Raw genomic sequence first — 18,015 nt, forward strand, 5'->3', positions numbered from 1 at the left:
TCTGATTTTGTGCCTGAGTAATGGCTCAGTTCCGGTTACTCTCAGCGATATAGCCAAGCTTGTCGTGCAGGCTAGGAGTATTGAATCAGGGTCGCTTGTTTACGCAATTTACGAATACCAATTTCACTTACTATCTGTTCAATTTGAAGGAGCAAATATGACGCTAACGATGCTAAAAACTTCTTATTGAGAACAACTAAGTAGCAAGATTTTTGCCTAGTTATTGACGATGTTTTATCGCCTCAAAATGGCGCACTTAAGTAAGCAAATGGGTATAACAAAAGGCTGTACGAGCGTTACAAAGACTAAGATCAGCTCTTGGGACTTTTATTGGCTGTAAGGCGCCAGTTACGCTTCTTTGGCAGATATTTTGATATTATTTTTCAGGAGGAACGGGCCTCATGAACAAACTTTGTACGGCTTGTATTGTCATCACCTTTACTTTTTTAAGTGCTTGTTCACTTAATCATAATTCGTCACCTTCACAGAAATTAATCGCAACGGAAGGAGGATGGCAGCTCACTCGACCGCTGGTTAATTTGTATGACTATGAACTCGTTGATGTAAGAAGTGGTAAGCCCGTGGTGGTCGATCTCAGTCTCAGTAATGGTGGGCTTCTTGAATATGATGTTGTCTTTATTGGAGAAAACCATGGTCATCCCGGTAATCACCTGGCACAAGCTGTGATTTACCAACGCATGCTGGACAGCGGTGAAAAAGTGATTTTATCGATGGAGCAATTTGAACGTGATGTACAACCAATTGTTGATGACTACCTGAGTGGCAAGATAGGTGAGTGGTCTCTTCGTCATTTTGCGCGCGCCTGGGAAAACTATAAAAGCAGTTATCGTCCAGTGGTAGAAATGGCAAAACAACGAGGCTTGCCAGTCATTGCTGCCAATGCGCCAAAAGACATCGTTGTGTGTACCGGTAGAGAGGGTCTCAGTGTGCTGGATAAATTACCTGCCCAACGAAAAAATCAAATAGCTGCTTCGTTCTATATGCCTGAGGAAGGCGCCTATTTTGAAAAGTTCACCGGGTCAATGGGTAACAAGCCTGACGTCCAAAGCACTGACAAGCACTCAAAGCGGACTAAACCTAATCTGAATACTTACCATGCTCAGGTGGTACGTGATGACACCATGGCGGAGTCAATTGATAGGGCATTGGCTGCTCATCCGAAGCATAAACTGGTTCATTTGAACGGCCATTTCCACTCGGCATCAGGCCTGGGCACCGTTGAGAGGTTGAAGTTACGCAGAAATAATCAGACTGCTGTGATTCAACCCGTTATGGTGTCAGATGCCAACTCGCCCTCATTTAGTGACAAAGATATGGTAACGGGTGACTATTTGTTGTTGATTTACGCTTTACCTGAGCAGGTAAAAACAGCGGAAAACCAGAAGGTTTGGATGAAAAACGTATTTAAGCGCTCCAAGCAAGATTGTAGCTTTGGGAGTAACCAAGTCAGGAATTAGGCATACAGCAATGTGAGCACTAAACTGATCGATTGCTGCTTTCTCGCTCTACAGGTTCAGGTAGCCATTTAATATAAAGGCTTCACTATATGAAGGTGGGAAGCGCCAACAGTTACAAGTGAGCCATTGGCGAATAGTCTCAGGTTATATTACTCAGAAATAACCCAGTTGACATTTGGCGCATATCGCCAAGAACTTAAGCCTGAGCAAGAGCCAATATTAGGGTTGAATGTAATGCTTACTGGTTTGTTTTGTGCCTTCGCAGCCAACAGTGAGCTGTACATTGCTTTACAACTTTCAGTCTCGATACCATTGCTCTTACCCTGAAGATTACACAAATAAACGACGGGCAAACCGCCAGGACCAGACACATAAACGACTCCATGACGGCCAACACCTAGCTTTGTAACCTTGCCTGTACAAAAAGAATCAGCAAAGGCTGGAAGGCTGACCAGGAAAACGAGGGAGACAGATATTTTTTTTAAAAGATTCATAATTATTCCTTTGAATGAATTTTGGATGCATTGAGCCTATTTTTGATGGTGCTAAGCGCACAGCATTTAACTGACATATAAATCAGCAAGGCTCAAAATAAATCAAGTGGGTAAATAAGTGCGGAATTGTTCCATAAATCAATCCATAGCTCAAGCCGCTTCGCGAATCAGAGATAACAGGCCCATGCGTGCGATACTAATAAATATGCAAACGGTGACAGGTACGCTGGAAGCGAGTTTATCGTTTATGGGTTTAATTATGTTCTATGTTTGTTTGCTTCCAGCCCCAGGCATTCAGAATTTAATCTGCCCTGCGGACTGATCACATTGCGTACGGCAATAAACAAGCACATCGTGATAGACACACTCATCATGGCCCAGACGGCTATCATGATCATCACCTGATATTTGATGGCGACCATGGGGCTGGCACCGCCAAGGATCTGACCGGTCATCATGCCGGGCAGTGAGACCAGACCTGCGGTGGCCATGGTGGCGAGAATAGGCGCGAGCGCTTTTTGCAGGGCGTTTTGTACGAAGGGCTGGGTGGCTGCGCGCACGGGTGCCCCGAGTGAGAGCGCGGCTTCATACTCAGACCAGCGGGTTTTAAAGGCGTCGAAAAAGTGTTGCAGGCAAACAATATTGGCATTGAGGCTGTTGCCCAGCAACATGCCTGCCAGTGGGATCAGGTACTGAGCATGGTAATACGGGGTTGGCTGAACAACCACTACAGTAATGAAGCCCAGCAAAGGTAACAGTCCTGCACATAAACCCGTAAAGACAGCCAGAAATAACGGTCGCCTGGGGAGGCGGGCTTTACTGATAATTGCGCTGCTGCCGACCAGCAGCATCACCAGCAACCAGACCAGATTTATCCACAAGTTGTTGAGCGTAAACAGGTACTCCAGATACAGGCCGACCAGAAATAACTGCACGACCATGCGGATGAGTCCGATCACAGCTTCTTTGCCAATCTTGAGTTGGTACAGCGCGTTGATGGTAAAGGGCAGCAGCAAGGTCAGGCTGAATAAGCCCAGCTGCCACCATTGGATGTCGATTACCTGTTGCATCTGGGTGTCTGGATAAGGTTAAGTATTTTAATTACAGTTAATTATTACACAGACACCCCTTTAAGAGCACCCCATCGCTTGGCTAACATGCATCGTTGTTTAGCGAGAGCGAATTTGAGCTTAAGGTTATTGCATCATGAGTTTGTTGATCCGGGTATGCTCGGCTTCTGCTTCAACCATAATGCGTTCCATCAGTACCTCAACGGGTTCGATATCGCGGATCATTCCCTGAGACTGGCCAATAAACTGTACGCCGTTTTCCAGGTCGCCCGCTATGGTGGCGGCTTCCAGTTTTTCTGTGGCGGCACCAAACAGAGTCAGCATACGTATTTTGTCGAACTGGGCCAGTAGTCCCAGTAGTAATTTCCACAGCGGCATATCGACCATTTTTGACGCTTTAAAGGATTTAAAGACTGCCACTATGGGATTCATGGGGCGGCGGGTGGCTTGTTCTGCCATCGGGGTTTTCATTACCCGGGCATACAGGCCATCGAAGTTTTTAGAGTAAATGGTGTCCGCCACCTTTTTGTCAACCACCGCTTGTTTGACATTCTGATGGACCGGGCTTTGCGTGCTGGTAGCCAGGCGAGAGCCCATGGCTACGGCATCAGCGCCCAATGCCAGAGCAGCCAGTAAGCCTTTGCCATCGGAAAACCCGCCTGCTGCGATCACTGGGATGTCGACTAGTTCGACAATATTAGGCACTAAGCACAGCGACGTTACTTCACCACCATGGGCTGCGGCTTCATGACCGGTGACCAGCAAGGCATCGGCACCGCTTTTTTGTGCAGCCAGTGCGTGCTTTTCGGTGACCACAGTGGCAATGGTTTTACCGCCGTAGCGTTTTACGCCTTCCACTATCCAGTCACCTTTGCCCAGAGAAAAGTTAATCACCGGCACCTGCTCAGCCAAAGCGACCTTGGCATTTTCTTTTGCGCCGGGCATCAGTAAGGTGACTCCAACGCCAAAGGGTTTATCGGTCAGAGTGCGAATTTTGGCGATGGCCTGGCGTGTTTGCTCTTGTGTCAGTGGCCCGGTGGCTAAAATCCCCAGTCCACCGGCGTTGCATACGGCCGCTACAAGTTCAGGGACCGAGATCCAGCTCATGCCGGGTAAAATGATGGGCTTTTCTATGCCAAGCAAATGGGTAATACGTGTTTTCATGTTGATGATTTGAACTGGTCTGATGTGTTGTAAGCATACCGGGAAAGTAGTACATAAGAAAAGCGAATATTTCAAACCGGGCTTAGCTTGACGAGTCGGGCTTACTCGTTTGTGTTGATAGTCGTTCGACTTGCTTAGTAGCCGTCTTTTTCTTCCGTTTCTTTTTTAGCCGTTTGAGTTCGGCTTTTTTCACGTGCTTTGCAATCCACTTTGCCATTTTTCCCATCAGCATAGGCGGAAAGTCATGGCCCAGACCTTCAACGATTTTGAGTCTTGCTTTGCGAATTTCGGCGGCAGTTTGCTGGCCTGCTGTGAGCGGAAAAATGGGATCGTGGGTGCCGTGGATCACCAAAGTGGGCGCTTTAATCCGGGTGAGCAAATGGCGCCTGTCACCGCTGGCCGTAATGGCAGCAAGCTGGCGTTTAAACCCGGCCGGGTTGTGGGCTCGGCTGATGTGCATGGTTGCTTGCTCACGCAGAGTCTGTTCGTCTCGCGGGTAGGCTGGGCTCCCAATCAGTTGGTTAAGTCTGACATTATAAGAAATCGCGGCCTGAGGGCTGTTATTACGCGGTGTCAGGCGAGCCAGTTTTAATAATACTCCTAGGCTTTTTCCAGAGATTAACTGGTTGTTAGCGTTAGACATAATTGAAGTCAGGCTGAGTACCTTTTTGCGCTGTTTGGCCGCCAGGATCTGTGCAATCATGCCACCCATAGAAGCGCCAACCAGGTGTGCTTTCTTTATTTTTAACGCTTTCATCAGCGCCAGTACATCGTCTGCCATATCCTCCAGTGAATAGGGCGCCTGCTTACCAAAAGGGACCTTACGACGTAACCAGGTTTTGAACAGGTTGGGGGTACCATGTTCGTCAAGATGACTCGATAATCCGGTATCGCGATTATCAAAGCGGATCACTCTAAACCCTCTGTCGACCAGACCAAAATACAGCTCATCGGGCCATACGGTCATTTGCGCGCCCAGTCCCATGATCAGGATAATGGTTGGTGCATGTCGGTTACCACAGTCCTGATAGCTCAGAGTGAGACCATTTGAGGTTTTAATGCTACGCATAGGTTTAACAGAGTCATTCAACTTTGAAAAAAAGTATAGCTCATAGAGAGTTACATTCTTGATTTGCAGCGTAAAGGAAGCAAAAGATTTTTATGTTTTGCCACTAAAATGTACTTGCATAGCGGTCTAAATACATCAATAATCAGCGCAGCCAAAACTGGCTAATATTTCATCTTATATTCAGGAGTATACTACGTATGGCAAGCAAACGCAGCCAGTCCCTCGACCATCAGCGTGGCGACATTAAAGACAATGCCTTGAAAGCATTGGTAACCAGTCCATTGTTCAAAAGCAAAGTTGAGAAAAGTAAAAAAGGCAAAGGCAGCTATCGTCGAAAAGACAAGCATCAAGGCCGAGAGCCTTACCTTATGGCAGCTTAGGCGAGCAATAAGATAAGGCTTTCGACAAACGGATATTATGTTACTAAGCTTGTGGCTGATTAAATAAAAGGAGCAATCAGATGGGACTATTAAGTGGATTATTGGGTAATGCCAGTGAAGTAGACAGCGATGAGCTAGACAAGCTATTAAACGATACCCTGATAGACGGGGAAAGCGTTGAGCAGGCTTATAAAGTCATTCGGGATATGTTTGTGTTTACTAACAAACGACTTATCCTGGTGGACAAGCAAGGTGTCACCGGCTCTAAAGTGGAAATGCTCAGCATTCCCTATAGCAAAATCACTAAGTTCAGTAAGGAGTCAGCTGGTCATTTTGATTTGGACGCTGAGCTGAAAATCTGGATAGGCTCTGAGCCTGAGCCACTAACCAAAGAATTCAAAGCAGGCGACAACATTAATCAGGTCTATAAAATTATTTCTCAGTATTGTCTGTGAGTTTTAAACCATAGGTTTTAGCAAAGCGTTTACTGTGCGCTTCATCACTGAAAATGAGTACTCGTGAATCGGGTACTCTTTTCAGCCAGCCTCGTTCAAGTGCATCATTCAGGATCCAGTTTCCCAGACTACCTGCCAGGTGATTGCGTCTCTCACTCCAATCCAAACATGATTTACAGATCGGCCGTTTTTTCTCTTTAAAGGTGCTAAAACAGACGCCCAGCTGCTCAAAAAATGTAGTGCCTCTGGGTGTCAGCAAAGTCTGTGCTTGTATATCTTCTATGTAGTTCGCCGCGACCAGCGCATCATAGAGCTGAACGCCCAGTTCACCCGCAATATGGTCATAACATACGCGTGCTTGTCGAAGATAAGGGTCGTCTGGCCCGCTATTGGTTTTCAGTACTGTGCTGCTACTGAGTGTGAGTAGCTGTTCAATCAAACCTGCAACAGCCTGACCTTTAAGTTGGAAGTATTTGTGTCTGCCTTGTTTTCTGACCGTAATGAGTGACCCGTCAACCAGTTTTGACAGATGGCTGCTTGCCGTCTGAGCAGTGATGTCTGCTTCAAGTGCCAACTCTGTTGCTGTCAGGGCTTTGCCCGACATTAAGGCAAGGAGCATCCGTGCCCTGCTAGGCTCACCAATCAAGCTGGTAATCACTGTGATGTCGGGATCGTGCATTAGATAGTTCGATATGGGCCGAAGCATGGACATTGAGTAGTCGATATAGTGCCGAAAAACGCAAGAGGAGACAATGCACTATGATCACTTGTTTTATTGAGTATCGGATTGACCCGAGTAAGCTGGACCTGTTTGAGCAATATGCCCGCAATTGGGGTGAGATCATCCCGAGATGTGGTGGTGAACTGGTTGGCTATTTTGCGCCTCATGAGGGCACTAATTTTGTCGCTTATGGCCTGATCAGCTTTACCAGCCTGGCGGAATATGAGGCGTACCGTGTGCGCCTGAAAGCGGATCAACAAGGACGGGCCAATTTTCTCTTTGCTCTAGAAGCGGGCTTTATTTTGCAGGAAAAGCGCAGTTTCTTATCCTGTATTGAACAAACTTATCTGCAAGGAGTGAATGCATTGTGATAGCCGTTATCTTTGAGGTAACGCCTCACCAGACCAAGCGACAGGCCTATCTGGATATCGCGGCAGATCTTAAGCCCAGCCTGCAAAACATCGATGGGTTTATATCAATTGAGCGGTATCAAAGTCTGAATGACCCTGAACGGTTGCTCTCACTATCATTCTGGCGGGATGAAGCGGCTGTGCTGCAGTGGCGAATGCAGGAGGAGCATCGGGCGGCGCAGCAGCAGGGTAGACAGCGCATGTTTCAGCACTACCGTATTCGAGTCGCCCAAGTAGTGCGCGATTATGGCAGTCAAGACCGGGAGCAAGCGCCTTAGTTAACCTCTGTAGGGAGCACTATCACGATTTTCAATCCGCCCAGCTCACTATGCTGGGCCACAATTTTACCATGATGTGCTTCAATCAGGCTTTTACAGATGGCCAGGCCCAGACCGGAGCCGCCGGTACGCCTGCTCCGGGACTTTTCTACCCGGAACAATCGCTCGAATATTTCGCTCAGGTGTTCATCAATCACGCCCGGAGCAGTGTCTTCCAGGGTAATGTGTATTTTCTTATGCTGTTGCCAGACCTTGAGCCGCTGCTTACCAGGCTTGTCGGTGTACAAGGTGCTGTTGGCGATTAAGTTTGTGAGTACCTGCTTAATGCGATCCATGTCCCAACTCACGGTCACTGCGCCGGTTAGCTGAATGCTGGCTTCCCAATCAAAGCCTTTTCCTTGCGAGAATTGAGCAAACTCCTGCTCCCAGAGTGTCATCACTTCGGTGAGGTTACACTGCACCAGATTGAGGTACAGACTCTGTGAATCGGCCATGGCCAGCTGGTGAATGTCTGAGATCAGACGGTTAATATCTGACAATTTACGATTGATCGTATTGTATGAAGCGTCGACGTCCTGGGCGATATTAAATTGTAAGGCTTCAACCTGCAGTTGCAGTGCCGTAAGCGGTGTGCGGATCTCGTGAGAGACATCTGCCAGCATCGCATTTTTCTTGTCGACCACTTCTTGCAGCAGGGCCGCGCGCTCGGCAGCCAGTTTACGTTTTTTGACTTGCCGATAACCAATCGCGAGCACCAGCATAAACACCCCGGCTGTGCCGAACCACCATGCCTTGAGTTGCCACTCCCGCTCTCTGAGTTGGGTGTCCTTCAATGCCCGGTCGAGATTGAGTGTTTCGATTTCTTGTTGTTTGCGAATAAATTCAACCCGGCTTTGCAATGCGGCCAGTGTCAGGTTGTGCTGACTGTTGCCCAGGTCATCTCTGAGTTGGGTGAATTTCAGGTGTGCGTCGAGGGCATTTTGCGGATCCTTGATAGCCTGGTAAGTGTCTGCCAGCAGTTGATAGGATTTGATTTGGCCGTCTTTGTCATTAATCAGCGTTGCTGTGGCAAGGGCTTGATGGGCCCGCTCAAGTGTTGTCTCGTGATTTTGTGAGGCCGCAGCGATGTGTGCCTGAGTCAGCTGAGAAGCAACTAAATAGCCGGTCAGGTTATAACTATTGGCAATCTCCAGCGATTGCTCCACATACTCTGTTGCCAGTGCTGTTTGCTCCGATTTGAGTGCTATCCGGGCTTGCAGGTTGTAACTGCGAGTCAGGCCACTTTTTGAGTCTATCTGTGTATAGAGCTTTTGTGACTTGGTTGCGAAGTATTCTGCTTCTTTCAGGTCGCCGGTCTCGAGTGCCATAAACCCGCTGCGCATAGCACTGTTGCCTATATCCATCAGGTTACCCGATTTTTCATCGAGTTCATGCGCCATCTTAAAATGCTTCAGCGCGGCCGGGTAGTTTTCCATGCGCTGATACACCACGCCAGATTCATAAATGGAGTCGGCGATACCTTTGTCAAAGCTCAGCTCACGGCTGAGCTCAAAAGAGCGGGTGAAGGTTTCCAGCGCACTCTCATGATCCCCCAGTGCGGTCTGAATAATCCCCAGGTTAACCAGCGCTCTGGCGTAGACTTCAGTTTCTCCCAGAATACTGAGGACATTGATGGACTTCTGAGCTACTTTCAGTGCTTCGATGTACTTGTCCTGGCGCCGTAGTACCGCAGAAATGCGCTCATATGATTGGGCAATCATTTCGTTATCATTGGCATCAATCGCGGTGTCGAGCGCATCGTTATAATAGGCCTGGGCCTGATCAAATCGGCTTTGGTTGTCCGCAATAAATCCCAATAACAAAAAGGAATAGGCATGGTGGTAGGGATTGCCTTGCGCGATGGCGAAGTGCTGTAGTTGTTCACTACGCTGTTGCGCTTTATCGTAGTCGCCCTGACTGATCAGGGTGTGAGCCAGCGCCATTAACGTTTCGTAATACTCTTCCGGATACGACTTCAGTGCCGGCTCATCTGCGAGTTGTGCCAGCGACCTGATCGCAGACTGAGGTGAGCCGCTTCTGAGGTTTTGCGCATCGTCCAGTTGGCGTTTTGCCTCTGTGATGGAAAACGCCTGAGCCACAGAGGAGCACAATAGCAACGCCAGCAAGGTGTTGCGAGTTAAGCCTCGGTATCCTAGCCTGAACAGGCTCTGTAAGCGCATCATTAACATCGAACTTCCGATCGTACTACCCGTATTTCTCGCGCCATTTGGATCTGGCAAGGGCCACTATGAATGATTGAATAATAACCCGTTTGTGTCGTAATGCCAATTACACCGCCTTTCAGAGTGGCAGAGCCAGGGCTAGCGCTGCGCCAGCCGCGCCACCAGTTCTCTGGCTGGTAAGTAACCCGGGACCGCTTCACCATTGGGTAGCAGGATAGTCGGTGTCGACTGAAACCCAAACTGTTGCGCCAGTGAAACCTGGGTATCCAGTGAGTGTTCACACTCTGTGTTTTCTAGAGGCGCTGGTGTACTGCGCATTGCGGCATCCATAGCCTGATTAGGTCGCTCAGCGCAGAGCGTTGCTGCCGTTTTTTGGTAGGCAGGGCTGCCTGCTCGGCCTCTGGGTATCATCACATAATGGACCGTAACGCCCTGTTGATTAAGCGCAGGCAGTTCCTTGTGAAATTTACGGCAGTAGGGGCAGTCGATGTCGGTGAACACTGTGATGCGGTATTTTTCATCCTGTGCCGGGTAGGTTAATAATTGCTCATAAGGCACATCAGCCATTTTTTGTTGATTGGCAATTTGTTGTATTTTGGCGATGTGATCAACCCGATTGCGCACATCAATAACACGACCACTGAACAGGTAATTACCATCTTTTGACAACAGCAGGTGTTCATTGCCGAGTGTCAGGCGAAAGAAGTCATCTGAGTAAGGGTGCAGTTCAAAATCGATGTTTGTCCCAACCAGTGCGCGTAATTTATTTTTTGCTTTTTCTTTTGGGGAGCCTGCTTTGGCTGTCGTGGGGGGGGTTGGCTCTGCGGCCAAAGGAGAGGCACTCAGTAATGCTGTGCCAAGCAGAAACGTTGAAAGAGAAGTAGACAAGGTCATAGTAAATATCCAGCTGACAAAAAAGATGCCCCGGTTATAACTAAGCTGGCTGGTAATGGCTTTTAAATTCGCCTTAAAATGACCTATAAACTTCTATCAAAGCAATTAAATCAATTGGTTAAGCAAGCCTCTCTCGACCTATGTGAACTCCGCTGGACGGTGTGCACAGTCGCATCGAAGTTGGTCCAGGCTGGGTGAGCTGTTTGCACAGTTCGGACTGCTGCGAGTTGATGTTTTGCGCTGTGTTTGTTGGTACAGAGCTGTGAGTGAGTCGTGCTGTTGCACTGTGCAGTGTCGCAGACTGTAACGATTCCGGTTGCGCGATGATCAAATCGGCGATGCGCTGTCGCATGACCACTGCGCTGCAAATTGCTTGCTGATCGATGGCCTGCTGTCCCTGAATGGCAAAGTTTAGCGCCTCGGAGAAGCGCGCCTGACTGACTGAGAGCCTGCTGAGCAGATCTGACGCTTGTGAAAAATAATAGCTATTAACCGCCGTGTGCTGAACTACCTGACTGGCATAGTGCTGTGCCTGCGCTGTTTCATTCATTTGTAATAAGGTTTCGGCCAGCAGCAATTGGGCTTCAATTGACTCTGGATTTTCTTGTAAGCTGAAAGTCAGCCATTGCTGCGCCTGCGGGTACTTCTGGTGCTCAAAAGCCACGATGGCTTTGTGGTATGCCGACAAGGCTGGCAGTAGCGTCGGTGTGCTGGTGGACGCAGGCTGATTGTTCAGATAAGCGCCGCTGGCGACGCTAACAGACAGGAGCAATGATGCCGCCAGGGCAAACCGGTTACGCGAGGGCGGCAAAACCACTTTGGTTTTTACCTGCCAGCTGTAACCCTGATTAGGGTAGGTGCGGATCAGGTCTTGTTCGGGGGCCAGCTTTCTGAGTTCACTGATCAGCTGAAACAGGCGATGCTCCTGCACATGAGGATGACCCCATACGGCTTCGATTATCTCCTGTTTGGAGACCACTGTATTGGCATGTTGCAGCAAATAACTCAGTACTTTGGCTGCTTTGGGGCGCAGCTCCAGAGGTTGTTTGCCTTGTTTTAGTGTATGAGTCTGGCAATCAAAACGATAAGATAAAAAGCGGTACTCGGCCATGTCAGTCCTTCGCATAAATCCACGATACAGGACCTAACCTTATCATATAGGTGATAAAAAACGAGCCACAGAGGCAGGATTTGTTTTCCCGGTCAATTACGGTATAACTGAGTCATCTTGATTGCCATACTGAGCGCCCTATATGTTGCGTTTTATCATCCAACTGTTTCCACTCTGGGCGATTTTGCTCAGTGCTTTTGCATTTTATGCACCTGAGCCCTTTGTCGCTTTAAAGGCCTCCATCATTCCTTTACTCGCATTTATTATGTTGACGATGGGGTTAACTCTGACACCGGCGGACTTTCGTCATGTACTGAATCAACCTAAGGCGGTACTGATAGGCCTGGTGTTGCAGTTTAGCGTGATGCCATTGGTCGCTTTACTGATTGCTTTGTTGTTTCAGTTTGATGCAGATCTGACTTTAGGCATGGTATTGGTCGGCTGTGTCGCAGGTGGCACGGCCAGCAACGTGATGTGTTTTTTGGCCAAAGGTGATGTAGCCTTGTCTATTTCCATGACGGCTATGAGTACCCTTGCAGGCGTGGTACTGACGCCACTGCTGGTTGAGATGCTGGCAGGTCAGGTAGTTGATATTCCATTGGCAGGCATGATGCTGAATTTACTAAAGATTGTGTTGTTCCCTGTGCTAACAGGTGTACTTCTGAATTATTTTTTCAGTGCCTATATTCAACGGCTTGTTCCGCTTTTACCATTATTTTCAGTGGCCGCAATCGTGCTGATCATCGCGATTGTCGTGGCATTAAATGCGGCAACCTTACCAACCATTGGGCCAATTGTTGCGTTGGCGGTGGTGCTACATAATACGACTGGCTTGTCGCTAGGGTATCTGGTGGCGAAGCGGCTGGGTCTGCCTGAAACGAGTTGCCGTACGATTGCTCTGGAAGTGGGGTTGCAAAATTCCGGATTGGCGGTTGCACTGGCGATGAAGTTTTTTGCCCCCGCCAGTGCATTGGCCGGTACCTTGTTTTCGATTTGGCACAATGTCAGCGGCTCTGTGCTGGCGACCTGGTGGCGCAAACGTAGTCGCAGCCTGTCTTCTCAGTCCGTGGAGCAGAGCGCTGAGGTGTCAGATGCCTAGATAGAAATCATGATCAGGCCAAGGGCACAGAGTATGGTCAGGCCAATAAATAGGTTGGCAATGTTGCTGGTATCACCCACCGGCTCGATGCGGACCTCTGGTTCTGGCATCTCTTTGTGGGTCATATTGTAAAAGTCGGGATGGCCCACCTGTTGCTCCAGCTCTTGATCTTCCGCCCAGTCAAAGTGCAGGTTCAGAAATACCAACACTTCTATGTCCAGAGGAGTGACTTCTGCGCGTTCTGACTTTTGATAGTTCAGCACGCTGTGGAATATCCGGTGCGAGGCGGCCCGACGACTTTGTAAATCGACACAGACTGGGTGCTCAATAAGCAACTGCCATGCCCCTTGTTGATTACGGCGATATGAATTGTCCAGCAGCTGTGCTAATTCAGTGTCAAACTCCTGCAGCTCCGAATTAAGCTGAGGCGGCGTGCCGGGTTGTGCCTGGGGTTTTTCAAAGTGCATCGCCGGGGTTGTGTCCGGCAAAACCTCTGGCTTGACGGCTTCAGGTTCAGCGAGTTCTGACGGCTGTTCGTCTGCTGAGCTTAACTTTACACGTTGCTGGGGCTGTGCCTCCACATGTGCCAGTGCTGCGTCATAGGCGGCACGCAGTTGCTGAAACCCTTCTGGATCTTCATCGGGTTTACACAACTTGAGCTTACTTGTATAAGCACGTTTTATGGCTTTTTTGTCTGCACTGGGGTCGATGCCCAGTACTTCCCAGGGATTTTCTGTCACTTTATTCACCTAACTCTTTTAAAAACTGAGTAATTTCCTCATAAGCCCGATCAATACGCTGGTTATCCTGAGAGCCTAAAGCGGCTTCCCAGAATGTGATCAACTCAGCAATTTGTTCTCGGTACTGGGCACGGCTTTGCTCATAGATACGTTCCAGTTTAGCCATCAGTAAGCGGTTGCGCTGCTGGTCTCTTGGGTGGACTTTGAGTTTTTGCATTTTGTCCTTCAGCTGGGCTTTTTCTTTGTCCGACAACACAGAGGAAGATTGTTCAAAGGTCTGGCTGATGGTTTGCTGAGTGTGTTCTACGGTAATGTCCACTTCCAGCAGGCCGCTAACATCATAAGTAAAGCGTACCCGGACTAATTTGTCTTCGATGTTATCTGCCTTTGGCAATGGTACGTCAATTTCGCCGAGTTTGATGTTGTTTTTGACATATCGGCTTTCCCCCTGATAAACCGTTATTAACAGTTGTTCCTGGGATTTATGGATAGGGAAGAAAGTATTTTCTTTACTGCATGGCAGTACCGTATTGCGCTCAATAATGGGGGTAAAGTAGTTGCCCACCTTGCCATCATTATCGTGTTCATTGTGGGTACCAGTGCCCAGACTAAAGGCGGATACATCCGTCAATACTACATCATCGAGTGCTTCATTTTTATCAACCAGGCCGGCCTGTATGCCAGCACCGAGTGCCACCACCAGATCCGGGTCAAGCTGAGTCGTGGGGAAGCATTTTAGTGCTTTGATCAGGCATTGTTTGTAAATATTCATACGTGATGCGCCGCCGACCATGACTATATGATCTATGTCTGAGGGAGATAGTCCGGCATCGTTAAACGCCCGTTCAATAGGGGTCAGTAAGCGATTGAGCAGTGGCTGGCAGATTTCGCGCATCTTCTCTTCGGTTAATTCATAGCGCAAGGTCTGGTTGCTGAGTTCTATGTCAAACTGGGCGTGTTTTTCGCTGCTTAAACCGCATTTGCACTCGTCGATAAGCCGGGTTAAGTTTTGTTGTTGGTGCTCATTTAGCTGTTCTGGCTCCAACTGATGCTGACGCAAAAAATCCGAGATCAGTAATCCGGTAAAGTCTTCGCCGCCCAGATGATTGTCACCGGCCGATGCTTTGACTTCCATGACACGATCGAAGTACTCAAGAATGGTGACATCAAAGGTACCGCCACCTAAATCCAGGATCAGATAATGGGTGTCATCTTCTTGCGATTGCAGACCATATGCCAGTGCCGCGGCTGTGGGCTCGTTGATCAGTCTCAGCACTTCCAACCCGGCCAGTTCTGCGGCCAGTTTAGTGGCTTTACGTTGATAGTCATTGAAATAAGCAGGTACACTGATCACCGCCTGTGTAACAGGTTGTGATAATTGGGCTTCGGCATCGGCTTTTAGCGATTTAAGCACCAGTGATGATAGCTCAGCGGCGGTATAATGCTGCTTTCCAAGTGTCACAGTGCGCTGTGTGCCCATATAGCGTTTGAATAATGCCGTGGTTTTTAATGGGTGTGAGATCAGCCGCTCTTTGGCCGCTTTCCCTACCAATATCTCGCCGCTATTGTCCACCCCGACTACTGATGGGGTCAGGTAGTCACCCAGAGAGTTTGGAATTAATACACTTTTTTCACCATCCCAATAACTGACTGCACTATTGGTTGTGCCTAAGTCGATACCTACCGTGATCATAACTACTTCCTGAATTCGTAAAGCCAGCGCCTAGTGTATGTGCTTTGGGTAAGGTAGTAAATCACTGCTATAGTTTTTGCGGCTGTTTTCTTTATGGACGTTAATTGGTGAAAAAGTATTCTGCAGTTCATACGTCTAGCTGATACACCTGGTTTGTTTGCTGGTGTGTACAAAGCCATTTGCCTGCTTTTTTCACGGATAAAAGCGGCGCATGTTTTTAGTGTCAGTATTAGAGGTATTTAAGTTATGTTCCCACAAGCCCCCAGTGCCGTTGTGATGATCCGGCCACACTGTTTTTTGCCCAATGAAGAAACCCGGGCCGATAACAGCTTTCAATCTCAGGCTCAGCAGTTTGATGGTGATATCAGCCAGATGGCTTACGAGCAGGTATCTCGGGTCGCTGAACAGCTCGAACAAGCGGGTGTGCGGGTGCACTTGTTTGAAGATTTGGGCACTGATACGCCTGATTCAGTGTTCCCCAACAACTGGTTTTCAACTCATGCGGGCGGGCAAATTGCCATTTATCCCATGTATGCTAAAAACCGCCGCCGGGAGCGACGAACAGACATTATAGAGCTATTGAAGCGTGAGTACCGGGTGCAGGATGTGATTGATTATTCTGGCCTGGAATATGACGACTTGTTTCTGGAAGGCACCGGTGCGATGGTGCTGGATCATATTGAGCGTGTTGCCTACACCGCGCGCTCAAAACGCACCGATTCGCATGTGCTGGAACGCTTTTGCAGTCACTTCAACTTTGAGCCCATGGTGTTCGATGCACTCAGTGAAGAGGGAGTGCCTGTCTATCATACCAATGTGCTGTTGTGCGTGGGGAGTGACTACGCGTTGGGCGGCTTTGAGATGATAGTCGAACCAGGGCGGCGGGCAGAAATTAAACAAAGGTTGCAGCTTGCCGGTAAAAAGCTGATAGAGTTGAGTGAGGCTCAGATCAATGCGTTTTGTGGTAATGCACTGGAGTTAAACGGAGACAGCGGGCGCATACTGGCGCTGTCACAAACCGCGTATGATGCGCTGACAGCCGAGCAAATCGCTGTGCTTGGATCATGTGTGACGTTATTACCGCTGGAGGTGTCTGCCATTGAACTGGCCGGAGGCTCGGTACGTTGTATGCTGGCCGGTGTGCATTTATCCCGGCGTTAAAATAAATAACAACAAAACAATAACAACAGGCAGGTGAGTATGATGGCATTTATCGTTGACCCAATTAATAATCTTCTGTGGGGGCAGGGCCAGATACTCATTTATCTGTTACTGATTGCCGGATGTTGGTTTACCTGGCGGCTGAAGTGGGTGCAGTTTCGCCACTTTGGTCATATGTTCAGTGTGATGAAGGGCAGCATGAGTGGTGACAGCTCAGGGATCAGTTCCTTTGCAGCCTTGTGTACGGGCCTATCTGCCCGGGTCGGCACAGGTAATCTGGCCGGGGTAGCGATGGCAATCTCTCTGGGCGGCAGTGGGGCAGTATTCTGGATGTGGGTCATTGCCTTGCTTGGCATGGCGACTGGATTTGCGGAGAGTGTGCTGGGCCAACTTTATAAAGTCCGCGATGAACATCGGGAGTTTCGTGGTGGTCCTGCCTATTATATTCGGGCCGGGCTTGGCAAACCTAAGCTGGCAGTGGTGTTTGCCCTGTGTTTATTCCTGGGTTATGGCTTTAGTTTTAGCGCCATGCAAGCCAATACCATTGCCGAAGCACTCCATAATACATTCACCATTAACCCCTTATACACAGGGCTGGTGATTGCAATTCTTGCCGGCGCGATTGTCTACGGTGGCCTGCGTAGCATTGCCCGTTTTGCTGAGTTGATTGTGCCCTTTATGGGTCTCGCGTTTGTTGCAACGGCCTTACTCATATTGCTCATCAATATTGCTCAGGTGCCTGCCATGTTGCTGGATATCTTCCAGTCAGCGTTTGGTTTAACCGAAGCGGGGGCGGGCGCTTTGGGCGCTGCGATTAAAAATGGCATTCAACGAGGGTTGTATTCTAACGAAGCAGGGGCTGGCAGTGTGCCTCATGCCGCAGCTGGTGCAACGCCTGTGCCTAATCATCCGGTTGCGCAAGGCTATGTACAAATGTTGGGTGTCTTTATTGATACCCTGGTGTTATGTAGCTGTACAGCCGTGGTGGTGTTACTGTCTGGTTTACCCGTCAGCGGAGAAATGGCTGGTATCAGTCTGACTCAAAACGCAATGCAGGCACACTTTGGTGAAGCCGGCGATTATCTGATTGCTGCCGCCATTACTTTATTTGCTTTTACCTCTGTCGTGGCTAACTACGCCTATGCGGAGAGCAATTTACACTTGTTCAAGCTGGATAACAAAGCCGGGCGGTTGGGCTACACCGCCGTGTATTTAGCGATGGTGTTGTGGGGCGCCAGCGCCACTTTACAGCAAGTCTGGAGCCTTGCTGACATGGCATTGGGTTTGATGACACTGGTGAACATCTACGCGATTGTGCAGCTCACCCCAACCATCATGAATTTGACGAAAGACTACCAAAGCCAGAAAAAATCGGCTGAAAAAATCCACTTCGACCCCACCAAAGTCAACTATCAAGGCACTCTCCACGAAGATGTTTGGGTGAGCAAAAAAAGAGATTAAGTATCTCTTTTTTTGCGAATTGTGGTGCAAAGTCAAGCTTTAGCTTGGTCTTTGCGCAAGGTGAAATGAGCCATTTTGACTACTGCTGAGTAAGTTTAGCCGGAAGCCCTTCACA

The 18,015-nt window shown here is 48.7% G+C and carries 18 protein-coding genes; 8 read left to right on the plus strand and 10 right to left on the minus strand.

What is annotated here, in order from left to right; genetic code table 11:
* Positions 1-401 precede the first annotated feature (401 nt).
* Positions 402-1,478, plus strand: coding sequence for a ChaN family lipoprotein (locus MHN31_RS15400; RefSeq protein ID WP_239444661.1), 1,077 nt, complete (start codon positions 402-404; stop codon positions 1,476-1,478).
* Positions 1,479-1,627: 149 nt separating this feature from the next.
* Here MHN31_RS15400 and MHN31_RS15405 read toward each other — a convergent pair whose 3' ends face one another.
* The 4 genes from MHN31_RS15405 to MHN31_RS15420 all read right to left on the minus strand — a co-directional run bounded on the left by MHN31_RS15405 (position 1,628) and on the right by MHN31_RS15420 (position 5,275).
* Complete coding sequence (locus tag MHN31_RS15405) at positions 1,628-1,972, minus strand: hypothetical protein (protein ID WP_125562855.1); 345 nt, start codon at positions 1,970-1,972, stop codon at positions 1,628-1,630.
* A 257-nt stretch (positions 1,973-2,229) separates the two neighbouring features.
* A complete protein-coding gene (locus tag MHN31_RS15410) occupies positions 2,230-3,042 on the minus strand; it encodes an ABC transporter permease (RefSeq protein WP_239444662.1) in 813 nt (270 codons plus the stop codon).
* 126 nt (positions 3,043-3,168) lie between these two features.
* Positions 3,169-4,206, minus strand: a complete 1,038-nt coding sequence (locus tag MHN31_RS15415; protein WP_125562851.1) for a nitronate monooxygenase — start codon at positions 4,204-4,206, stop codon at positions 3,169-3,171.
* A gap of 82 nt (positions 4,207-4,288) precedes the next feature.
* Positions 4,289-5,275 (minus strand): alpha/beta hydrolase, encoded by a 987-nt coding sequence (locus tag MHN31_RS15420; protein ID WP_239444663.1) that lies wholly within the window; start codon positions 5,273-5,275, stop codon positions 4,289-4,291.
* Between the two features lie 197 nt (positions 5,276-5,472).
* Between MHN31_RS15420 and MHN31_RS15425 the strand changes: the two genes are divergently transcribed.
* Both MHN31_RS15425 and MHN31_RS15430 read left to right on the plus strand, forming a co-directional pair.
* A complete protein-coding gene (locus tag MHN31_RS15425) occupies positions 5,473-5,655 on the plus strand; it encodes a ribosome alternative rescue factor ArfA (RefSeq protein WP_239444664.1) in 183 nt (60 codons plus the stop codon).
* A gap of 80 nt (positions 5,656-5,735) precedes the next feature.
* Complete coding sequence (locus MHN31_RS15430) at positions 5,736-6,110, plus strand: PH domain-containing protein (RefSeq protein ID WP_125562847.1); 375 nt, start codon at positions 5,736-5,738, stop codon at positions 6,108-6,110.
* Here the strand turns inward: MHN31_RS15430 and MHN31_RS15435 are convergent.
* Complete coding sequence (locus tag MHN31_RS15435) at positions 6,088-6,789, minus strand: winged helix-turn-helix domain-containing protein (protein ID WP_239444665.1); 702 nt, start codon at positions 6,787-6,789, stop codon at positions 6,088-6,090. The genes MHN31_RS15430 and MHN31_RS15435 overlap by 23 nt on opposite strands.
* An 80-nt stretch (positions 6,790-6,869) precedes the next feature.
* On the opposite strand from MHN31_RS15435, the gene MHN31_RS15440 reads away from it, so the two are divergent.
* Together MHN31_RS15440 and MHN31_RS15445 are read left to right on the plus strand one after the other, a co-directional pair.
* The gene (locus MHN31_RS15440) at positions 6,870-7,202 is read left to right on the plus strand and encodes an NIPSNAP family protein (RefSeq protein WP_239444666.1); all 333 of its coding nucleotides are present in this window, start codon (positions 6,870-6,872) and stop codon (positions 7,200-7,202) included.
* The gene (locus tag MHN31_RS15445; RefSeq protein WP_239444667.1) at positions 7,199-7,519 is read left to right on the plus strand and encodes an antibiotic biosynthesis monooxygenase; all 321 of its coding nucleotides are present in this window, start codon (positions 7,199-7,201) and stop codon (positions 7,517-7,519) included. Before MHN31_RS15440 ends, MHN31_RS15445 begins: the two co-directional genes overlap by 4 nt.
* Here the strand turns inward: MHN31_RS15445 and MHN31_RS15450 are convergent.
* The 3 genes from MHN31_RS15450 to MHN31_RS15460 form a co-directional block, all read right to left on the minus strand.
* Positions 7,516-9,747 carry a tetratricopeptide repeat protein gene (locus MHN31_RS15450; RefSeq protein ID WP_239444668.1) on the minus strand — a complete coding sequence of 744 codons (2,232 nt, stop codon included), beginning with the start codon at positions 9,745-9,747 and terminating at the stop codon, positions 7,516-7,518. The two genes, MHN31_RS15445 and MHN31_RS15450, sit on opposite strands and share 4 nt — an antisense overlap.
* 132 nt (positions 9,748-9,879) lie before the next feature.
* Positions 9,880-10,635 carry a DsbC family protein gene (locus MHN31_RS15455; protein ID WP_239444669.1) on the minus strand — a complete coding sequence of 252 codons (756 nt, stop codon included), beginning with the start codon at positions 10,633-10,635 and terminating at the stop codon, positions 9,880-9,882.
* 118 nt (positions 10,636-10,753) lie between these two features.
* Positions 10,754-11,746, minus strand: coding sequence for a winged helix-turn-helix domain-containing protein (locus tag MHN31_RS15460; RefSeq protein WP_239444670.1), 993 nt, complete (start codon positions 11,744-11,746; stop codon positions 10,754-10,756).
* 142 nt (positions 11,747-11,888) lie between these two features.
* On the opposite strand from MHN31_RS15460, the gene MHN31_RS15465 reads away from it, so the two are divergent.
* Positions 11,889-12,845 carry a bile acid:sodium symporter family protein gene (locus MHN31_RS15465; protein ID WP_239444671.1) on the plus strand — a complete coding sequence of 319 codons (957 nt, stop codon included), beginning with the start codon at positions 11,889-11,891 and terminating at the stop codon, positions 12,843-12,845.
* Here MHN31_RS15465 and MHN31_RS15470 read toward each other — a convergent pair.
* Together MHN31_RS15470 and MHN31_RS15475 are read right to left on the minus strand one after the other, a co-directional pair.
* Positions 12,842-13,594: a J domain-containing protein gene (locus tag MHN31_RS15470; RefSeq protein WP_239444672.1), complete on the minus strand. Its 753-nt coding sequence runs from the start codon at positions 13,592-13,594 to the stop codon at positions 12,842-12,844. The genes MHN31_RS15465 and MHN31_RS15470 overlap by 4 nt on opposite strands.
* Complete coding sequence (locus MHN31_RS15475) at positions 13,587-15,278, minus strand: molecular chaperone HscC (protein WP_239444673.1); 1,692 nt, start codon at positions 15,276-15,278, stop codon at positions 13,587-13,589. The genes MHN31_RS15470 and MHN31_RS15475 overlap by 8 nt, the downstream gene beginning before the upstream one ends.
* Before the next feature lie 246 nt (positions 15,279-15,524).
* Here MHN31_RS15475 and MHN31_RS15480 point away from each other — a divergent pair, with 246 nt between their 5' ends.
* Positions 15,525-16,439, plus strand: coding sequence for an arginine deiminase-related protein (locus MHN31_RS15480; protein WP_125562826.1), 915 nt, complete (start codon positions 15,525-15,527; stop codon positions 16,437-16,439).
* 39 nt (positions 16,440-16,478) lie between these two features.
* Entirely contained in the window at positions 16,479-17,900 is a 1,422-nt protein-coding gene (locus MHN31_RS15485; RefSeq protein ID WP_239444674.1) for an alanine/glycine:cation symporter family protein, read from the plus strand.
* Positions 17,901-18,015: the final 115 nt, after the last annotated feature.

The organism is Pseudoalteromonas sp. McH1-42, assembly GCF_022347845.1.
In the GTDB taxonomy this organism is placed as follows: Bacteria; Pseudomonadota; Gammaproteobacteria; order Enterobacterales; family Alteromonadaceae; genus Pseudoalteromonas; species Pseudoalteromonas rubra_D.